We start from the raw sequence: 19,603 nt of genomic DNA on the forward strand, positions 1-19,603 counted from the left end.
ACAGAGTCGCTTTAACGATCGGAAACTTGCCAACGTGGGTTAATCCAGGGTTCCTGATTGGAGCGTGCTAGGGGCGTGCGGCCAAGAATGTGATCGGAAGCCTTTTCACCGGTCATAATCGACGGCCCATTGAGATTGCCGTTGGTTATACGCGGGAAAATAGACGAATCTGCAACACGCAGGCCATCAATGCCGATAACACGACATTCAGGGTCAACGACGGCCATCGGATCGTCAACTGCACCCATCTTACAGGTTCCGCAAGGATGGAATGCACTTTCCACATGTTCGCGGAGGAAGTTGTCGATCTCATCATCCGATTGCACATTTGCGCCGGGCTGAATTTCGGCGCCACTAAAGGGCGCGAAGGCATTCTGGCCGAATATTTCTCGGGTTAGCCGCACGCAATGGCGGAAGTCTGCCCAGTCATCCTCGTGCGACATATAGTTGAACTGAATCCGTGGCTTGTCTCGTGGGTTGGCCGAGCGAAGCGTCACACTGCCGCGCGATTTGGATCGCATTGGCCCGACATGTGCCTGAAATCCGTGAGACTCTGCTGCTGCCTTGCCGTCATAACGAATGGCGACTGGGAGGAAGTGATATTGAATATCGGGATATTCCACCCCTGCTTTCGAGCGCACAAAAGCGGCAGATTCAAAATGGTTGGTGGCGCCATCTCCCGATTTGAAGAACAGCCATTGCGCGCCGATCATCGCTTTCGAGAAAAGGTTGAGCTTCGAGTAGAGCGTGATGGGCTGCGTGCATTCCTGCTGGATATAGACTTCAAGATGATCTTGCAGATTTTGGCCTACACCGGGGCGGTCTGCCACTACATCAATTCCATGCTCTTTCAGCTGCACTGCAGGGCCAATGCCCGACAGCATCAGAAGCTTTGGTGAGTTGATAGACGAAGCCGCTATAATGACTTCGCGTCGTGCACGAATGGTTGAGAAGGTGCGACCTGCTTCGATTTCGACGCCCACGGCGCGTTTGCCCTCAAGCACGATCTTGCGTGCGAGGCCTTTGACGAGTTTGACATTCGGGCGCTTTAAAGCCGGTTTCAGATAGGCATTAGCCGCAGACCAGCGGCGTCCATTATGGATCGTCTGCTCCATCGGGCCGAAGCCTTCCTGCTTTTGGCCATTATAGTCTTCCGTGACTTCAAAACCCGCTTGATGTCCCGCATCCACAAAGGCCTTGAATAGCGGATTATCGCGTCTGCCACGCTGAATATGCAACGGACCATCCGTACCGCGCCATCCGTCTTGTCCGCCATGCGAATTTTCCATCCGCTTAAAATAGGGCAACACATCGGCATAGGACCAGCCCCGCGCGCCACTTTCTGACCAATGGTCGTAATCACGGGCATGACCACGCACGTAAACCATGCCGTTGATCGAAGAGGAGCCGCCAACCACTTTGCCACGCGGCGTGACCAGGCTGCGTCCACCAATATGTGGTTCAGGTTCGGTAGAAAACCCCCAGTCGTACGTTTCCATATTCATGGGGAAGGAGAGGGCGGCAGGCATCTGGATCAGCGGTCCGATGTCCGGTCCGCCAAATTCGATCACGATAACCGAATGTCTGCCATCTTCGGAGAGGCGGTAGGCCATAGCTGAACCGGCAGAGCCGGAGCCGATGATAACGAAGTCCGCTTCCATGCTCATTTCTCCACTGACAGCTGAACGGCAATGTAATCTTCCACGAGAGCGATCGCAGATGCTGCATTTGGTGCGTCGGCACCCAACGCATGCCGGATATAAAGTCCGTCAATCAGCGCACCTGCACCTTCGGCAATGCGATTTGCACGGTCGCGGCTGGTCAGTTGTTCAAGTGCAAAGACGAAATTTGAATGCAGGCGGCGCGCATAAATGCGTAAGAGCCGTTTGGTGTCTTCCGACTGCTGCGCGTGGACATAGAAGGTCAGCCAGGCGGCAATCGTTTCCTGTGCGAACTGCGAAGCGGAAAAGTTCACCGCAATAATCGCTGCAATGCGTTCTTGCGGCGTTTCAGCAAGCTTCATTGCGGCGTTCAAGTCACTTCCAAGCTCGCGAAGCAGATGACGCATGGTGGCGAGGATGAGTTTGTCTTTGCCGCCAAAATAATGATGCGCGAGCGCAGGCGATACACCTGCTTCATGAGCAATCTGCGCAACAGTTACGTCCAGTGAACCGCGCTGGCCGATTGTGCGGATGGCAGCATCGATCAGTTCGCGCCGCCGTAAAGGTTCCATCCCGATCTTGGGCATAATCGTTGTTCCGTTTTGAGGCCTTTGATCTCTATTTTATATTTGATTGACTGATCAATCAATAAAAACTCTGACAAATGAAGGTCAGAGTTTGTGGCAATGGAAACGTCCGCGAATAAGGTTGCGGGCTTGCGCGTATTGTCCGCTCTGCATACATTTGAGAGATGAGCAGAGCTTTTACCAAGGAACAGGATGACGCTCCGACTGATCTCGGTGAGCGTCCCATTAGCCCGCATCGTAATCTCGTCACGCCGGATGGCATGACGCTGATTGAGGACGAACTTGCGCGGCTGCACCGCGAATTGGCTGAGGCCAATGTCGCGGGAGAACGCTCCACAATTGCGCGTCTTTCACGCGATTTACGCTACTGGACAGCGCGGCGCGAAACGGCTGAGCTGTCCGTGCCGGAGCGCGATAGCAACGTTGTGCGTTTTGGAATGACGGTCGAACTCGAAGATCTCGACGGAACGGCCCGCACATGGACCATCGTCGGCGAGGACGAAGCTGATCCGGCCAAGGGTAAAATATCTCACATGGCCCCGGTCGCCATCATGCTTTTTGGTAAACCGGTAGGTGACGTCGTCATGATCAACGGCAAGGAGTGGGAGATCGTGGCTGTTAGTGGTTGAACTACAACCACCCCTTCCTGCGGAAATAGAAAAGCGGAAGCAGGGCAGATGCAACCATCAGGCCAAGCGCCATTGGATATCCCCACGGCGAATTCAATTCCGGCATGAAAGAGAAGTTCATGCCGTAAATGGACGCAACCAGTGTCGGCGGCATGAAGCCCACAGCCGCAACGGAGAAAATCTTGATGATGGCGTTCTGCTCGACGGAGATGAGTCCAACAATTGTATCGAGTAGGAATGTGACCTTATTGGATAAAAAGTCCACGTAAGCGACGAGTGATTGCGCGTCGCGTTCGAGCGACTTGATCCATGATCGGGTGTCTTTCTTGGTGGCGACAGGACTGTTGATTGCAGAAAGATAAACCAGCATACGGCTGACACCAGCCAGGCTTTCACGCATTCTGGACAGGAATGTTCCTTGTCCACCGATCTGTGTGAGGATGTGCCGGAAATCCTCAGTCGTCATTGGTCTCGCCTTCGGCTGGCGGCGATAGATGGAATGCGAAGCTGCATCGATCTTACCAGCCACACCTTCCAGAATATCCGCGAGCCTATTGGTGGTGGCCTCGATAATGCCTAGCATGATGGACAGGCCAGAGCACTTGGCCGGGATCAATCCGTTACCTGGCTTTATTGCGCGCGCAATGTAGATGCTGACGGATTTGGGATTCGCGTAACGCACGGTGACGAGCCGCGAGCCGTGCAGGATGAAGGTGACCGGTGCCAGTTCGCGGTGATCGAGATCAACAGCATGTAGAATCGGAACGGTCAGATATTGTGCACCGCTTTCCATGTAGAAGCGGCTCGATTCTTCAATTTCCGTCATATCTTCGCGTGTAGGAATGGAGATGCCTGTCCATGCTTCGACGATGTGATCTTCATTGACGCCCGGCGCGAGCAGGTCGATCCATATGACATTGTCGGGCAAGGGGTTCCCCGGTTCCACCTCGACGCTTTCGAGATGATCTCCGTTAAGGCAGTAAAGCGTAATCATGCGGCACCCGGTCAAACAGTCTCAATTTTAGCCTGCTACATTGCGCGATAATTGTTAACGGAATGCGGCAAGCACGGTTAAAGCAGATTGGGCGCATCGCGAAAAGTGTGAAACGGTTTTCGGGATACGCGTTATGCGCCCATGTAATCCACATTGACATGAGAGATTGTGACATATAAATGATCAAATCATCTGATGACTTTGGTGAATTATGGAAGCATTATCGAGAAAAAGCCTGGCGGAAGCAGCCGAGCAATCCATTCGGTCTGAAATTACAGCCGGCAATTGGCGCGTGGGCGAGCAATTGCCCAATGAAGCGAGCCTCTCTGCCAGACTTGGTGTCAGCCGTGGAACTGTACGTGAAGCTGTGCGAGCGCTGGTCGCTCAAGGCATGCTGGAAACACGACAGGGGTCTGGAACCTATGTGTTATCCGCATCCGACACGAGCCGCAGCTTTGATCGCATTCGCCATACCAGTCTGCGTGATCGTTTTGAAACGCGGGCTGCCCTTGAAGTTGAAGCGGCGCGTCTTGCCGCGCAACGCGCAACATCGGAAACGATCCGCCATCTTGAACTGAAGCTGGAGCAGCGCAATAAACGCGCTGACGAGAACAGAACCGATTTTGTTTTGCGGGATTTTGCCTTTCATGAAGCCATTGTTGCAGCATCGGGCAATAGCGCGCTGGTTGCGGTCTATGCGTTCTTTTCCCAGTCCATCCGGGAATCGATAGAAGCCACACTCGACGGAGAGTTGCCGGAACCAGATCATGAAGAACATCGCGCCATTATAGAAGCCATAGCAACCGGCAATCCCGATTTGGCGGGCGCTGCGGTGCGTCGATTTATGACGCCTCTGATTGAAGAACTTGAAAGGCTGTTGGCATCATGAGCCACACAAATGAAGTTCCGTCGCGTCCCGTGGCGGAGGAAGAACTGGCGCAACATGCAGAGCCATTTGTCGATGCGGAAGCCGATAGTGTGCCGCAGCCTGCCGCACAGCGCCTGCCAAGTCCTGCTTTGCGTGTGCTGCTTGGTCTGAGCCTCGTGCTGATTGCAGCTAACTTGCGCCCTGTCTTTTCAAGTGTTTCCGTCCTTCTGCCCGAAATCATAGAAGCCACCGGCATGTCGGCAACTGCTGCAGGTCTTTTGACGACCTTGCCGGTTGTCTGTCTCGGTGTATTTGCACCTTTTGCACCTCGTCTCGCACAGCGGTTCGGTGCTGAGCGTGTATTGCTTTTTGTGCTGATTGTTTTGACCATAGGCACCGCAATCCGCGGCATCGGCAATTCGGCTTCCCTCTATATTGGCGCAATATTAGCTGGCGCTGCTATTGCGACCGGCAATGTTTTGCTGCCCGGCGTGGTGAAGCGCGACTTCCCGAAAACGGCTGCGATTATGACTGGCTTTTATACGATGGCGCTGTGTGGTGGCGCTGCTGCAGCTGCGGGCTTTACCATTCCGATTGAACATATGCTCGGCGGTTCATGGAACTTGGCTCTGGCCTTCTGGGCTATTCCGGCAGCTCTCGTGCTTGCTCTGTGGTTGCCGCAGGCGCTGCGGGCAAAGCACAATGTTGCGCATTCCGGATTTAAAGTCATCGGGCTGTGGAAAGATAAGCTTGCCTGGCAGGTCACACTCTTTATGGGGTTGCAATCCTCCATGGCCTACGTGGTTTTCGGCTGGCTTGCTCCGATCTTACGCGAGCAGGGCTTGAGCGCGACCGCAGCCGGAGGCCTGGTCTCGTTCTCAATCATGGTGCAGGTCGTTACCTGTCTTGCTATCCCGTCGATTGCTGTTCGACAGAAAAGCCAAAGCCTGCTCAATGCAGTGCTTTGCATCAGCGCGGCCCTTCCGCTGATAGGCTTTCTTTATCTGCCGCAATGGAGTTTCTGGATACTTGCAGCCATTCAAGGAATTGGGCAGGGCGGTCTGATTGCCGCTGCGATGATGGTGATTGTGCTGCGTTCGCCAGATTCCCATACAGCCGCGCACCTCTCAGGCATGGCGCAATGCGTAGGTTATACGCTGGCCTCCATCGGGCCACTGGTCGTGGGAATGATCCACGGTGCTACAGGCAGTTTCGAAGCTTGTGGTATCTTCTTCGCACTGCTGGGCGTGGGCGCTGCAATCAATGGCTGGGGTGCTGGACGGGCGCAACATGTTGGCGTGAAAGTTATAAAAGAAGCATAAGAAAAGCCCCGGTTCTCCGGGGCTTTTCTTCATAATGTGAACTCAGATAAACTGTCCGAGGCCTGGGATCGAGCCGACCACTGCATCGACGGGTTCGTCGCCAGCCTTTTCCTTGGCAAAGCGGATGGTTTCTTTGGCAACGCCAGAGATTTCACCCATGCCAAGACCTGCACCCATCAACTGAGTACCAAGGCCCATCACGCCGCCCATAAGTCCGGAAAGCAGACCGCCACCCTTCACTTGTGAAATGGCTTCTTCGGCACCCGGAAATGCTGCGAGTAGCTGCTGTACTTTGTCAGCTGGCCCTTCCTTCTGCAGAAACGCCAAAATCATGCCAACAGCTTTCTGCGCTGTTGCCGCATCGATGCCGACATTCGAGGTGATGCGCGCGATCAGTTCATCCATGAGAGTCTCCCAAATTTCTTACGTTTACGTAATATGCATTCTCGTTAGCGCTTTGCAAGCTTTCCTAATTCAAAATATTGGGAAATTTCTGCATTCCTATGACGGCAAATAAAGTATCCAAGCCAGAATTCGGCTTTATCGTTGTTGCGCGACGGTGGTGCTAGTATATCGTAAAGGAAGCAAACCTTTTACGGAGCGACCTGCCTAATGACCGCCGACGATGCAATTTTCCTTGGTGCAAGCCGCAAACCAGATGATTCCTACCAGCAGCCGGAATATCTGGCACTGAAATACGGGAACAGGCACGGGCTTGTAACCGGTGCAACGGGTACCGGTAAGACGGTGACATTGCAGGTTCTGGCTGAGAGCTTTTCAGCAGTCGGCGTTCCGGTTTTTTGCGCCGACATCAAGGGTGATCTTTCGGGGATCGCGGCGAAAGGTATCGTTAATGATAACCTGACCAAGCGCGCAACAGAGATTCGCCTTGACCCTTATGAAATGCGGGCTTCTCCGGTTATTTTCTGGGATATTTTCGGTGAGCAGGGCCATCCGGTTCGCGCGACCATTTCCGAAATGGGACCACTGCTGCTTTCGCGCCTGATGAACCTCACGGATGCGCAGGAAGGCGTGCTTAATGTTGCTTTCCGTCTCGCTGACGAAGAAGGCCTGCTTCTGCTGGATTTGAAAGATCTGCAGGCAATGCTTACAGAAATGGCAGAGCGCTCCGCTGAACTCTCTGCAAAATACGGCAACGTCAACAAGGCGTCTGTCGGTGCAATCCAGCGTTCATTGCTTGTGCTTGATCAGCAGGGCGGTTCCAAGTTCTTCGGCGAACCGGCGCTGCGCATTGCTGATCTGATGCGCACCACGACCGACGGACGTGGCGTGATAAGCGTGCTTGCGGCTGATAAGCTGATGATGAGCCCACGTCTTTATTCGACATTCTTGTTGTGGCTTATGTCGGAATTGTTCGAGGAACTGCCGGAAGTCGGCGATCCGGACAAGCCGAAGCTCGTATTCTTCTTCGATGAAGCGCATTTGCTGTTTGATGAAGCGCCAAAGGCGCTGGTCGATCGTGTGGAGCAAGTGGTGCGTCTGATCCGCTCTAAGGGCGTCGGCGTTTATTTCGTGACACAGAACCCGCTTGATGTGCCGGAAACTGTTCTTGCCCAGCTTGGTAATCGTGTGCAGCACGCGCTGCGTGCCTATACGCCGCGCGAAACAAATGCAGTGAAGACGGCAGCCGATACGTTCCGTCCAAATCCTGATTTTAAGACTTTTGAGGCAATCACCAATCTTTCGACCGGTGAAGCACTGATTTCAACATTGCAGGCCAAGGGTGTACCTTCAATGGTGCAGCGCACGTTGATCCGCCCGCCATCGTCGCAGATTGGTCCATTGACGCCAGAAGAGCGTGCAAAGATTATAGCAGCGAGCCCTGTTTCTGGTCAGTACGATCAGACCGTCGATCGCGATTCAGCATTTGAAATGCTGGCCAGAAAGGCACAGGCCGCAGCTGTGGCACAGCAGAAAACCAAGGAAGAAGAATCCGGGCAAGGTGGCAGCATTCTTGGTGATCTGGTGGGAACCGCACTCGGAACTGGTCGCCGTTCAGGGCGTCAGACCGTTGCCGAAACAGCAATGAAGTCTGTGGTTCGCTCGGTCAGCAACTCACTCGGCCGTGCGCTGGTTCGCGGTATTCTGGGTAGTTTCAAGCGCTGATTTATGCTGGTTTGAAATGAAAAAAGCCCCGGACATCCGGGGCTTTTTTAATGCATTTCGCGAGTTCCAGATTACATAACCAAAATAGGCGACTTAGCTGGTACGCGATTATAAAGATCGATGATGTCCTGGTTCATCAAGCGTACGCAGCCTGACGAAACGGCCTTACCGATCGACCACCATTCTGGATTGCCGTGCAGACGATAAATCGTGTCCTTGCCATCCTTGAAGATGTAAAGAGCGCGTGCACCGAGCGGGTTTTTGAGACCTGGGGCCATGCCGCCATTGCGTGAGCTATATGGCTCGAGTTCCGGCTGACGGGCGACCATCTCATCCGGTGGTGTCCAACGTGGCCATTCGCGCTTGTACTGAATAACGGCGCGGCCCGACCATGCAAAGCCGTCGCGACCAATGCCGACGCCGTAACGCATTGCCTGGCCATTGCCCAGTACCAGATAGAGGAAGCGGTTGGTGGTATCGACAACGATCGTTCCCGGCATTTCGCCCGTCGGATCCTGAACGACCTGACGCAAATAGCGCTTATCCATTTTCTGGATCGGAATAGCAGGCAGCTGATAGCCATTGTCTTCCACTGCGGCATACATTGATGCCCAGCTGCCGTACGAGGCGTCTACATTCGCCTGCGGGGTCCTGTTAATAGGATTGCCTGAAGCATCCACATCGACAATTGGAACATTCTGCCCCAACTGAGCACAACCGGCGAGGCCGGCCGCCGCTGTTGCTGTCATGGCCGTAAGAAAAGAACGGCGGGTAAGGGTGGTGTGCATATGAAAACCAGATTAGTGACGGGAGGAGCTACAGATACAACGGTAGGGTTAATGAAGTGCGACCAACCCGTTGTTTTGATCACAAGTTGCGGTGTTATAGGGATGCCAAACGCATTTGTTCGGCGATTTGTGGGAGCAAAACGCCCCATAATTATGGCTACCAGCCGTTCGTAATAAGGCCTAAACGTGGCTAAAAGCCCGGGATAGGCCTCGTGTTGCCGTTGCGACACAATTTTGGTCACAACAGACGGTTGTTGCACAAAGTTGCCCGTTCAAGTTTTAGTGAGATTCAATCAAGGAGCTGAAGGCTCGGCAAAATCAAAGCGGGCGGATACTGCTTATATTCGTCGGGCTGGTTGGATCGATTGATCCAGACGGAGCGCATGCCGAATCGCGCGGCCCCTGCAACATCCCATCTATTGGACGATTGAAACGAAATTGCAGACGGGTAAAGCCGCCACTGCGTTGTAACCAGTTCATAGACCGCAGGTGCGGTTTTGTAGCGCTGCACAGTGTCTACAGAGATCACATCGTCGAGCAGGGCATCAAGCGCCGCTGATTTAACCGCAGCCTCCAACATGGCTGGAGAGCCATTGGAGAGAATGGCTAACCGCGCGCCGCGGCTCTTGAGGTTTTTGAGTGCTGCTGGCACTTCAGGATAGCAATCGAGTTTCCAGTAAGCATCAAGAAGATCGGTGCGAAGGGTCGGGTCTACGGAAGGATATCTTGCAAAAGCAAAATCCAGAGCGTGTTCCGTCAGTGTCCAGAAATCTTTGTAGGCTCCCATCAGGCTTAAAATCCACGAATATTCCAGTTGCTTGGCGCGCCAAAGTTCCGAGAATAAACGTCCATCAGGTCCTGCTTTATCCTCATGTTTACGCACGGCTGAGTGCACATCAAACAATGTGCCATAAGCGTCGAAAACATAGGAACTATAAGACACCGATTTTCTCCTTTCGTGCATCAATCTTAAAAAAAGTAAAGTGGACCTTATCCTTATGCAATTTCAATAAAAATTCATTGCGTTGAGCAGCAAATTTAGAATATGCGCCATTGCCGCCTGAAGCGTTGCGGCCTATGTAAGTTGCGCACGCAAGTTTTCGGGTATGTATCCGCTCTGCCCGCCGCAAGCTGAAAGACAAAGAGGAGAGTTCCAATGGCTTTTGAACTGCCCGCCCTTCCGTACGATTATGACGCACTTGCCCCGTTCATGTCGCGCGAAACGCTCGAATTCCACCACGACAAACACCATCAGGCTTACGTTACCAACGGTAATAAACTGCTTGAAGGTTCAGGTCTTGAAGGCAAGAGCCTCGAAGAAATCGTCAAGGAAAGCTTTGGCAAGAACCAGGCGCTCTTCAACAATGCTGGCCAGCACTACAACCATCTCCATTTCTGGAAGTGGCTGAAGAAGGACGGCGGCGGCAAGAAGCTGCCAGGCAAGCTGGAAAAGGCGATTGAATCTGATCTTGGCGGCTACGACAAGTTCCGCGAAGACTTCATTGCTGCCGGTGTTGGTCAGTTCGGTTCGGGCTGGGCATGGCTTTCGGTCAAGAATGGCAAGCTCGAAATCTCGAAGACTGCAAACGGTGAAAGCCCACTCGTTCACGGCGCAACACCAATTCTTGGCGTCGACGTATGGGAGCATTCCTATTACATCGACTACCGTAATGCGCGTCCGAAGTATCTTGAAGCTTTTGTCGATAGCCTCATCAACTGGGATTACGTGCTTGAGCTGTACGAAAAGGCATAATCTGCCGCGTCAGTATGAGATATGGAAAGCCCCGCGAAAGCGGGGTTTTTCTTTTTCAGAATTTATGAATAATCGAAAACATGATTATTATAATCAAGAATTATGCCTGTTTAAATTGTGGGTACGGCAGAATATCGAAGCTGTTAAACAATAGTATTTTTATCATGTTTTTCACGTTCTCGTGAATTATCTGTAATAATCGATATAAGTTCATCATGTTACTTTTGATTGTTGGAATTTATTCGGTGCCTTTGTTGCAAAGGTGACGATTGTATCGGATATTTGTACCAAGAGACGAATTTTGTTCAGTTTTTAGATGCGGAGGATCGCATGCGTTCATTTTTCCTTGTTGTCAGTTCAGTTGCGACTTTGGCCGCTGGTGTGGCTCATGCCGATGTGATTGCCGACCGCCAGGCGATCATGAAGGATATGGGGCGTTCAGTTGGACAGCTTGCACCGATGGTCAAAGGTGAGAAGCCTTTCGATGCTGCTGCGGCTTTGGCTGCACTTGAGAAACTTGATGCTGACGCAAAGAAACTAGACGTCGACACGCTGTTCCCCGCTGGTTCCGATCAAGGGGACACAGAAGCTTCACCCAAGATTTGGGAAAACAAGGAAGATTTCGTCAAGCATGTCGAAAAGTTCCGCTCAGATGCCGCTGCTGCGCTTGCCGCAAAGCCACAGGATCTTGTTGCGTTGAAACCAGCGTTCCAGCAAGTCGCTGCCAATTGCGGTTCATGCCATCAAGCTTATCGCGTAAAGAAGAATTAATTCAGAAAACCATGGTCCGTAAACTCGCATATGCCGCAGGCGCTATAGTCATCATGGGTGCTGCTACCTTCTGGGTGCTGACAACGCCTCAGACGGTGGACCAGTCGGTAATCGCATCCATGCAGCCGGGTGATGCAACAAAAGGTGAGCAGGTGTTCTGGGCAGGGGGCTGTGCTTCCTGCCATGCTGCGCCCGGCGCATCGGGTGATGACCGCAAGGTGCTTGCGGGTGGGCATGAGCTGGTTTCTGATTTTGGCACATTCATTGCGCCCAATATTTCTCCTTCAGAGCAGGGGATCGGTAACTGGACCCTGCATGACTTTGCAAATGCAATGTTGAAAGGCACAGGGCGGGCAGGGGAGCACCTCTATCCGTCTTTCCCTTATACATCTTACGCAAAGATGCAGCCGCAGGACGTTGCGGACCTCTTTGCTTACATGAAGGCCCTGCCTGTTTCTGATAATGTGGCAGCGCCGCATAAGCTCGACTTTCCCTTCACGATCCGTCGTGGATTGGGGCTTTGGAAACAGCTCTATCTTTCGGACAAACCTGTCGTCGAACTTGCAAGCGCATCCGATCAGGTGAAGCGTGGGCAATATTTGACGGAAGCTCTTGGCCATTGCGGCGAGTGCCATACGCCGCGCAATGTCATTGGCGGGCTTGATAATAAACAGTGGATGGCCGGTGCCCTGTCGGCTGAAACAGGTAGCGACGGCCGCAAGGGTATCGTTCCCAATATAACGTCTGGTGAAGGCGGCATTGGTGAATGGGGTGAGAATGATATTGCTTATGCATTGCAAAGCGGCTTCACACCGGATTTTGATTCGCTTGGTGGTTCAATGGCAGATGTAGTGGCCAACATGGCGCATTTGACGGATGCGGATCGTGCCGCAATTGCAGCATATCTCAAGGCTATTCCAGCGCATAAGAATGGCTATCCAGCACGTTAATACCAACGCGGCTCAATATGCTGACGCATCACGCCTTGAAAATGTTCAATCGCCACACAGGCTTAACCAAAGTCCGATGAGTCTTACTCAATGAACTTTGGTATAAAGCATTCGAGCCAAAAGTGAGACCACTTTCATCGGGAGATTAGGCTGTTCTGATCTCTTCGAGTTCAAGCTCCTTTATCATCACTTGCCGCATGACGAATTTCTGAATCTTGCCTGTTACAGTCATCGGAAACTCGTCTACGAAACGGATATGCGCCGGGATTTTGTAATGTGAGATGCGCTGCTTGCAGAATGCCAGCAGTTCTTCTTCACCGAGTTCATGGTCTCGATGTAGTTTGACCCAAACGCAAATTATCTCACCGAACTTATTGTCTGGAACACCGAAAACCTGGGCATCGCTGATGGCCGGATGGGTGAATAGAAACTCTTCAATCTCCCGCGGGTAGATATTTTCACCTCCGCGAATAATGAGATCCTTAATGCGCCCGACAATGTTGCAATAACCTTCCGCATCAATGGTCGCGAGATCACCTGTATGCATCCATCCCGCATCATCAATTGCCTCGGCAGACGCGGCTGCGTCGGCCCAGTAGCCGCGCATGACACTATAACCGCGGGTCAGCAATTCGCCTTTCTCGCCGCGTGGTGCGATCGTGCCATCTGCATTGATGATCTTCACTTCAAGATGCGGATGGATGCGACCCACTGTCGATACGCGCTTTTCCAGCGGGTCGGTCGTTGCACTCTGAAAACTGACCGGGCTTGTTTCGGTCATGCCATAGGCAATCGTGATTTCGCTTTGATGCATTTCGCTGACCACCCGGCGCATGATTTCAATCGGGCAGGGCGAACCAGCCATGATGCCAGTGCGCAGACTGGTGAGATCAAAACGCGCAAATTCCGGATGGTCGAGCATCGAAATGAACATGGTCGGCACCCCATGCAGGCCGGTACATTTCTCGTCTTCGACTGTTTGCAGTGTCAGCAGCGGATCGAAGCTGTCATTGGGGATCACCATACACGCGCCGTGCGTCACACAGGCCAGATTGCCCAGAACCATGCCGAAGCAGTGATAGAAAGGAACCGGAATACACAGCCGGTCCTGTTCACTGAGCCGCATCGCCTCGCCAACGAAGAAACCATTATTGAGGATGTTGTGATGAGTGAGCGTCGCACCTTTTGGGCTGCCTGTGGTGCCACTGGTGAACTGGATGTTGATGGGATCGTCAAATTGCAGCTCGTCTGCAAGCTGTAGTCGCTGTTTAATCGTGGTAGTGTTGCCGGAGATTGCGACTTTATCGAAATTAAACATACCAGACGTTCGTTCCTCGCCTAGGCGAATAACACAACGCAGAGCCGGTAGTTGTTCCGCGCTCAGATATCCTGGTCGAGCATCGTCAACCTCTGGAACGATGGAGCGCAGGATTTCAATGTAGTCGCTGGTTTTGAGCGAAGGCGCGAGGATAAGCGCTGCACATTCCACCTTTGCCAGAACATGCTTGAGTTCATGTGCGCGATAGGCCGGATTGATATTGACCAGAATGAGAGCGGCCTTCGCACTGGCAAACTGCGTGAGCAGCCATTCCACATTGTTGGGTGACCAGATACCGATGCGTTCGCCGGGTTGAAGGCCGATGGCAAGCAATCCTTCGGCCAGTGCATCGGTACGGCTCTTCAATTCGGCATAGGTCAGTCGGATATTCTGGTGACGAACCACAACTGCCGGATGATTGGGGTATTTCTCTGCTATCAGGTCGAGGTGGTTGCCGATGGTGTCGCCGATGAGAGCTGTTTCGTTAGCACCGTGGACGTAGCTTGCTTGCTGCATATATCCAATACTCCCAATCGATAAGCTATGCGCCTCTCGGGCAGCATGACATTAAGATGGAGGGCGCAAAATCACAGTTTTGTCGTTATCGTTTCGTGCAGCGCACTACGGTTGGCAGTCCGGCGTTGGTGTATTTGCTTTGCATTGTATAGAGCCAGCCTTTGCATTCCGACATGGTTTTGAAGCAGCGGAAGCGGTCAATGGGCACCAACCCGTCACCGTCACTCACAAAAGGGGAATCATCCACACCGCTGAACTGGCCGATGATAACGCCACTGCCGCGCGGCGGCGTATTGCAACGCTGACCCGCAAATTCACTAACGTTTTTGCGAACCTGAGCATTTGCGGTAGTAACGAAAGACAACGCAACAAAGGCAGAGACGATCAAACTCATTAAAGCTATTGAAATGGCGATTCCGGGACGCAACATCGGGTTCTCCCTTGATCCAAAGGTATTTAAAGCATTTCCAGCAAAAGTGGGAACCGGTTTTGCGTTCGAAAATGCGTAAAAACAAATAGTTACAGCGGTTCCGACGATTCAATATTAACTGGAACCGCTGTAACTGAAGTGATTATACGGCATCTGGGGAAGTTTTCTAAGCCCAAGTTTTCGTGCAAGTTCAGATGATTGTTCGCTGAATTAGAGCGCCGTGCGCCCATTTGGGCGCACAAAGGTCGCTCTAACACTTTCAAATGAGAGCATAATTTTACCTTAAACTGATCCAAGTTTAAGGACTTATGCTCTAGTATCTCGAACTATTCTTGATCTTTCTTTGCGTGGCATATTTGTTGACAGAAGGGGATATTTGTCACTAGACAACGGCAGGTTCCGGCACCTGCCGCCTGCAGACTGATGTCTCGGTGAAGTTCGGCGATTTGATTGTTTCACCCTCGAAGCATTTCGTTGGTGGTAATGCAGGCATCCATCGCAATTGAAATGTGATTTGAGGAGTCTGTGATGCCTTCGGGACAATCACTCGATAATCGTTTTTTGCATGCTTCTCCGGCGCGCGTATTCTTGGCCAATGTGCTGCCCATGACACTCATCATGGTTATGAACGGCTTGCTGAGCGTTGTTGATGCCGTTTTTCTAGGTCATTTTGTTGGCGCTCGTGCGATGGCTGCGGTCAGTCTGGTGTTTCCTGCCGTCATGCTGACAATCGCGATGTCCACGCTTGTGAGTGGAGGCATGTCGAGCCAAATAGCAAGACAATTGGGTGGGAGCAGGATTGCAGAGGCTTCAGCAACGTTTGCCCGCGCTCATGGTCTGGCACTTGTTATTGCTCTGGCTTTGATTGTGCTCTTTTTTCTTGTCGGACGACCGTTGATCAATGGCATGGCGGACGGAGACGTGCAGCTTGCAGAAATGGCTTATCTTTTTCTGCTGATCACCATGCTTACCTTGCCTCTGCAATTCATACTTGGGCTTCATGCCGATGCATGGCGCAATGAGGGTAGGGCCGGCCTGATCGCTGTGATGTCTGTCGGGGTGACGCTCGCAAACATTGTGCTGAACTATATCCTTATTGCGCAAATGGGACTTGGTATAGCGGGATCGGCGCTGGGTACGGCTTTTGCGCAGGCGCTCGGCTTGCTGTTACTGCTCGGTTTCAGGCAATTCAGGCGAGGTGCAATATCGCTGGATGTTTTGTGGCGTAATTCTTGGGTCGAGGGCTGGGCACGTATTGCCGGACTAGGCGCCCCATTAAGCTTGAGCTTCATCGGCATTGCATTGAGCACAGCCTTCGTGATCTGCGCGCTCCGGCTTTCTGAAGGCATGGATTACGCTTTGAACGTCGCAGCCTATGGCATTGTGATGCGGATTTTTGGCTTCACTTATCTGCCTTTGATGGCGGTGGCGCTCGCCATGCAAAGCATTGTTGGTAATAATGTTGGCGCGGGGCTTTATAAACGCTCGGATACCGTGCTGCGCATCGCGCTTACCACGGTATTCATTTATTGCCTCATCATCCAGATTGTCGTTCTGACGGTGGGCAATTCCATAGGCCTGATCTTTGTCGATGATCTTGCCGTGAGCCATGCCGTTGGAGAGATCATTCGTCCGATGACCTATGTTTATCTCTTCATTGGGCCGGTTTTGGTTTTCGCGCTCTATTTTCAGGCAATTGGTCAGCCAGCGCGGGCAGCGATTTTGACACTGAGTAAACCGTTTGTGCTGCTCCCTGCTTTTGTCACAACACTCACAGCGTTTTGGGGTGGAAAAGCGATTTGGTTCGCCTTCCCACTGGCAGATTGCATGATCGCGGTTATAGCTTTTGCGGTTATGATCAGTGCTCTTAAAAAGCGAACGCCTGCCGGCGGGCTGGGCTTATCGCCCATAGCGTAGTTGTTGGTCGAACATAAAAACTAAAACTCCCGCCGGATCTTCATCAGGCGGGAGTTTTTAGTTTCATGAAGCTTAATAATAAGAGGCTAAGCTTTTCCGACTGCCTTCAGCGCAAATGCATAGGTGTAGGCGACTTCTTCCAGTCGAGAGAAGCGGCCTGATGCACCGGCATGTCCTGCATCCATATTGATGCGGAAGAGAACCGGATGATCATCGGTTTTGAGTTCACGCAGCTTGGCAACCCATTTCGCTGGCTCCCAGTAGGTAACGCGCGGATCGGTCAGACCAGCTACTGCCAAAATGCGTGGATAGGCCTGCGCGCTGACATTATCGTAAGGCGAATAGGCTGCAATGTTACGATAATCGGCCTCAGCGGTGATCGGATTGCCCCATTCCGGCCATTCTGGCGGCGTCAGCGGCAGCGTATCATCGAGCATGGTGTTGAGCACATCCACGAATGGAACTTCCGCGATGATGCCGCCAAAGGCTTCCGGTGCCATGTTGGCGATTGCGCCCATCAGCATCCCACCCGCCGAACCGCCATGAGCAACGATGCGATCATGGCTGGTGAAGCCTTCTTTGACGAGATGCTCTGCTGCGGCGATGAAATCTGTGAACGTGTTGGTCTTCTTTTCACGCTTGCCGTTTTCGTACCACGCAAAACCTTTGTCTTTGCCGCCGCGAATATGCGCAATGGCATAAATGAAGCCACGATCAACAAGTGAAAGCCGTGATGTGCTGAAGCTCGCCGGAATGGTGATGCCGTAAGAACCGTAGCCATAGAGCAGGCATGGTGCAGAGCCGTCAAGCTGTGTGTCCTTATGATAAATCAACGAAACGGGAACCAGTTCGCCGTCAACCGCAGGCGCAAGGATACGCCGTGTTATATAGTCTTCGATATTGTGGCCGGAAGGCACTTCCTGCGTTTTGAGCAACGCGCGTTCACGCGTGTCCATATTGTAATCAAACAGCTGTTCAGGCGTTGTCATCGAAGAATAGGAGAAACGAATGACATCCGTATCGTATTCCGCGCTGCCATGCAGGCCGAGCGAATAGGCTTCTTCATCGAATGCTATGGCGTGTTGCTCGCCGGTTTCACGATCACGGATAACGATGCGTGGCAGGCCATTGTCACGCTCCATCCAGACCAGATGTCGCTTATAGGCAGAATGCGAAAGGATCAGCCGTCCCGGTACTTCGGCGACGACTTCTTCCCAGTTTTCCTGCTGTGGTGCCGATGCAGGTGCGCGCATGATTTTGAAATCTTTGGCGCCATCGATATTGGTCAGAATGAAAAACTCATCGCCACCGGGCGCGATATCGTATTCGACGCCCGTTTTGCGGGCCATGATCAGCTGCGGTTTTGCAGATGGATCGTTGGCAGGCAACGACCAGCATTCCGAAGTCTCGTGATCATGAATATCGATGAAGATGAAGTCATCGAGCGCAGAGCCTCCGACGCCAAGGAAGAAACCGGGATCCTTTTCCTCAAAGATCAGCTTGTCCTGCGTCTGTGCCGTCCCGATCTCATGGTAGAAGACCTTTGACGGTCTGTGATTTTCATCCAGCAAAGTATAGAAGAAACCTTTGCTGCCAGCATCCCAACTGCCTCCGCCATTGGTATCAGTAAGAATGTCTTCAAGATCTGACATGCTGTCGAGATCACGTACCTTGAGCTTGTAGAACTCTGACCCCTTGTCGTCATATCCCCAGATCAAACGATTGTGATCGGGAGAATGGTCCGCAGATGCGAGGCGGAAATAGGCTTTGTCTTCTGCTTCCTTGTCGCCATCAAGCAGAATGGTTTCATCGCCGCCATCGCGTGGTGTCCGAATGAAATAGGGCTGTTCGCCGCCAGTCCGATAAGAGACGCCGTAAGCGAAAGGGCCATCCTTTGACGGAATGGATGAATCGTCTTCCTTGATGCGTCCGCGCATCTCGGCGAAAAGTTCTTTCTGAAGCGCATCCGTGTCCTGCATCAAAGCAGTCTGATAGGCATTTTCTGCGTCCAGATGATCGCGAATTTCGGGCGCCAGAACAGAAGGGTCTTTGAAGACTTCCTGCCAGTTGTCAGCGCGGAGCCATGCATAGTCATCGGTGCGGGAGATGCCGTGACGGTTATCCTTCGCTGGATGCTTTGGTGCTTTGGGTGGCTGAGGAGAATTGGTGTCGTGTGGCATGTAAAATCCAGTAAGAAGCAAATGAAATCAGTCCGAACTGTGCGAAGGTTCGGACTGTAAGAGCTAAGTTATTATTCTTGATCGAAGATCAGTGCGTTTCCGTTCATGCAATAGCGAAGACCAGTTGGCGCTGGGCCGTCCGGGAAAACATGCCCCAGATGGGCGTCGCAGTCGGAGCAGCGAATTTCGGTGCGGTTCATACCATAGGAATGATCTTCAAAGGCCGCCACGGCACCTGGCTCGATTGGCTGATAGAAGCTCGGCCAGCCAGTCCCGGATTCGTATTTCGCTTCCGATTTATACAGCGGGCGATCACAGCAAACGCAGCGGTAAGTACCGTGTAGGGAACTGTCGAAGTTCGGACTGGAGAACGCACGTTCAGTGCCGTGCTGACGGGTGATCTGGTACTGGATCGGCGTAAGCTGCTCGCGCCATTCCGCATCAGTCTTTATGACCCTCAGTGTGCGGGATTGATCGGCAGAGTTAGACATTTATATCTCCTCTCTTGTGCGAAGCCGTATGGATTGGACAGACGCACAGTGCAAATTGGGCATAAACTCTTCAACACACTACTAAATTGCTTGTGCATCTGAATGCCGGCATGTGCTCTGTGGTTCGTGGCAATTATATAGTTGGTGGATAAGCCAAATGCGAGCTGATCTGAGTGAAATATATTTTAGTTATGCCTTTTTGCTGCCCGACTCCTTATTCAAGGTCGTAATCAATAAATTGTGTTTGCAGTGGCAGTGGTAAATAGACTTGGCGGAAAAAATCTATTGCTTATGTGTGAGC

The 19,603-nt window shown here is 52.3% G+C and carries 18 protein-coding genes; 8 read left to right on the forward strand and 10 right to left on the reverse strand.

Going from position 1 to position 19,603, the window contains the following annotated elements; translation table 11 throughout:
- Positions 1 to 11: 11 nt before the first annotated feature.
- Both betA and betI read right to left on the reverse strand, forming a co-directional pair.
- The gene (gene betA, locus QBD00_RS18630; RefSeq protein ID WP_095446230.1) at positions 12 to 1,661 is read right to left on the reverse strand and encodes a choline dehydrogenase; all 1,650 of its coding nucleotides are present in this window, start codon (positions 1,659 to 1,661) and stop codon (positions 12 to 14) included.
- Between the two features lie 2 nt (positions 1,662 to 1,663).
- Positions 1,664 to 2,248 carry a transcriptional regulator BetI gene (betI, locus tag QBD00_RS18635; RefSeq protein ID WP_095446231.1) on the reverse strand — a complete coding sequence of 195 codons (585 nt, stop codon included), beginning with the start codon at positions 2,246 to 2,248 and terminating at the stop codon, positions 1,664 to 1,666.
- Positions 2,249 to 2,412: 164 nt separating this feature from the next.
- Here betI and QBD00_RS18640 point away from each other — a divergent pair, with 164 nt between their 5' ends.
- A complete protein-coding gene (locus QBD00_RS18640; protein WP_318580214.1) occupies positions 2,413 to 2,877 on the forward strand; it encodes a GreA/GreB family elongation factor in 465 nt (154 codons plus the stop codon).
- 1 nt (position 2,878) lies between these two features.
- Here QBD00_RS18640 and QBD00_RS18645 read toward each other — a convergent pair whose 3' ends face one another.
- Complete coding sequence (locus QBD00_RS18645; RefSeq protein WP_024897243.1) at positions 2,879 to 3,871, reverse strand: magnesium transporter CorA family protein; 993 nt, start codon at positions 3,869 to 3,871, stop codon at positions 2,879 to 2,881.
- A 211-nt stretch (positions 3,872 to 4,082) separates the two neighbouring features.
- Between QBD00_RS18645 and QBD00_RS18650 the strand changes: the two genes are divergently transcribed.
- Positions 4,083 to 4,760, forward strand: coding sequence for a FadR/GntR family transcriptional regulator (locus QBD00_RS18650; protein WP_151091386.1), 678 nt, complete (start codon positions 4,083 to 4,085; stop codon positions 4,758 to 4,760).
- The gene (locus QBD00_RS18655) at positions 4,757 to 6,061 is read left to right on the forward strand and encodes a CynX/NimT family MFS transporter (protein ID WP_318580215.1); all 1,305 of its coding nucleotides are present in this window, start codon (positions 4,757 to 4,759) and stop codon (positions 6,059 to 6,061) included. The genes QBD00_RS18650 and QBD00_RS18655 overlap by 4 nt, the downstream gene beginning before the upstream one ends.
- Positions 6,062 to 6,103: 42 nt before the next feature.
- Here the strand turns inward: QBD00_RS18655 and QBD00_RS18660 are convergent, their stop codons facing one another.
- Positions 6,104 to 6,466: a DUF2267 domain-containing protein gene (locus QBD00_RS18660; RefSeq protein WP_134153060.1), complete on the reverse strand. Its 363-nt coding sequence runs from the start codon at positions 6,464 to 6,466 to the stop codon at positions 6,104 to 6,106.
- 207 nt (positions 6,467 to 6,673) lie between these two features.
- Here QBD00_RS18660 and QBD00_RS18665 point away from each other — a divergent pair, with 207 nt between their 5' ends.
- Positions 6,674 to 8,188: a DUF853 domain-containing protein gene (locus QBD00_RS18665; RefSeq protein ID WP_318580216.1), complete on the forward strand. Its 1,515-nt coding sequence runs from the start codon at positions 6,674 to 6,676 to the stop codon at positions 8,186 to 8,188.
- A 71-nt stretch (positions 8,189 to 8,259) separates the two neighbouring features.
- On the opposite strand, the gene QBD00_RS18670 is transcribed toward QBD00_RS18665, so the two are convergent.
- Together QBD00_RS18670 and QBD00_RS18675 are read right to left on the reverse strand one after the other, a co-directional pair.
- Positions 8,260 to 8,976, reverse strand: a complete 717-nt coding sequence (locus tag QBD00_RS18670; protein ID WP_095446237.1) for a L,D-transpeptidase — start codon at positions 8,974 to 8,976, stop codon at positions 8,260 to 8,262.
- Positions 8,977 to 9,265: 289 nt separating this feature from the next.
- Positions 9,266 to 9,919 (reverse strand): haloacid dehalogenase type II, encoded by a 654-nt coding sequence (locus QBD00_RS18675; RefSeq protein ID WP_264233983.1) that lies wholly within the window; start codon positions 9,917 to 9,919, stop codon positions 9,266 to 9,268.
- A gap of 213 nt (positions 9,920 to 10,132) precedes the next feature.
- On the opposite strand from QBD00_RS18675, the gene QBD00_RS18680 reads away from it, so the two are divergent.
- The 3 genes from QBD00_RS18680 to QBD00_RS18690 all read left to right on the forward strand — a co-directional run bounded on the left by QBD00_RS18680 (position 10,133) and on the right by QBD00_RS18690 (position 12,450).
- Complete coding sequence (locus QBD00_RS18680) at positions 10,133 to 10,729, forward strand: superoxide dismutase (RefSeq protein ID WP_095446240.1); 597 nt, start codon at positions 10,133 to 10,135, stop codon at positions 10,727 to 10,729.
- 330 nt (positions 10,730 to 11,059) lie between these two features.
- On the forward strand, positions 11,060 to 11,500 hold the full coding sequence (locus tag QBD00_RS18685; protein ID WP_318580217.1) for a c-type cytochrome: 441 nt from the start codon (positions 11,060 to 11,062) through the stop codon (positions 11,498 to 11,500).
- A gap of 11 nt (positions 11,501 to 11,511) precedes the next feature.
- Entirely contained in the window at positions 11,512 to 12,450 is a 939-nt protein-coding gene (locus QBD00_RS18690; RefSeq protein WP_151091391.1) for a cytochrome c, read from the forward strand.
- A 145-nt stretch (positions 12,451 to 12,595) separates the two neighbouring features.
- On the opposite strand, the gene QBD00_RS18695 is transcribed toward QBD00_RS18690, so the two are convergent.
- Together QBD00_RS18695 and QBD00_RS18700 are read right to left on the reverse strand one after the other, a co-directional pair.
- Positions 12,596 to 14,284 carry an AMP-binding protein gene (locus QBD00_RS18695; protein ID WP_318580218.1) on the reverse strand — a complete coding sequence of 563 codons (1,689 nt, stop codon included), beginning with the start codon at positions 14,282 to 14,284 and terminating at the stop codon, positions 12,596 to 12,598.
- Positions 14,285 to 14,369: 85 nt separating this feature from the next.
- On the reverse strand, positions 14,370 to 14,678 hold the full coding sequence (locus tag QBD00_RS18700; protein WP_235901713.1) for a hypothetical protein: 309 nt from the start codon (positions 14,676 to 14,678) through the stop codon (positions 14,370 to 14,372).
- A 564-nt stretch (positions 14,679 to 15,242) separates the two neighbouring features.
- Here QBD00_RS18700 and QBD00_RS18705 point away from each other — a divergent pair.
- On the forward strand, positions 15,243 to 16,631 hold the full coding sequence (locus tag QBD00_RS18705) for an MATE family efflux transporter (RefSeq protein WP_318580219.1): 1,389 nt from the start codon (positions 15,243 to 15,245) through the stop codon (positions 16,629 to 16,631).
- A gap of 86 nt (positions 16,632 to 16,717) precedes the next feature.
- Here QBD00_RS18705 and QBD00_RS18710 read toward each other — a convergent pair whose 3' ends face one another.
- Together QBD00_RS18710 and msrB are read right to left on the reverse strand one after the other, a co-directional pair.
- Complete coding sequence (locus QBD00_RS18710) at positions 16,718 to 18,811, reverse strand: S9 family peptidase (protein WP_318580220.1); 2,094 nt, start codon at positions 18,809 to 18,811, stop codon at positions 16,718 to 16,720.
- Between the two features lie 71 nt (positions 18,812 to 18,882).
- Entirely contained in the window at positions 18,883 to 19,302 is a 420-nt protein-coding gene (gene msrB / locus QBD00_RS18715; RefSeq protein ID WP_095446247.1) for a peptide-methionine (R)-S-oxide reductase MsrB, read from the reverse strand.
- Positions 19,303 to 19,603: the final 301 nt, after the last annotated feature.

The sequence above is a fragment of the Ochrobactrum sp. AN78 genome (assembly GCF_029909885.1).
Taxonomy (GTDB): Bacteria; Pseudomonadota; Alphaproteobacteria; order Rhizobiales; family Rhizobiaceae; genus Brucella; species Brucella quorumnocens.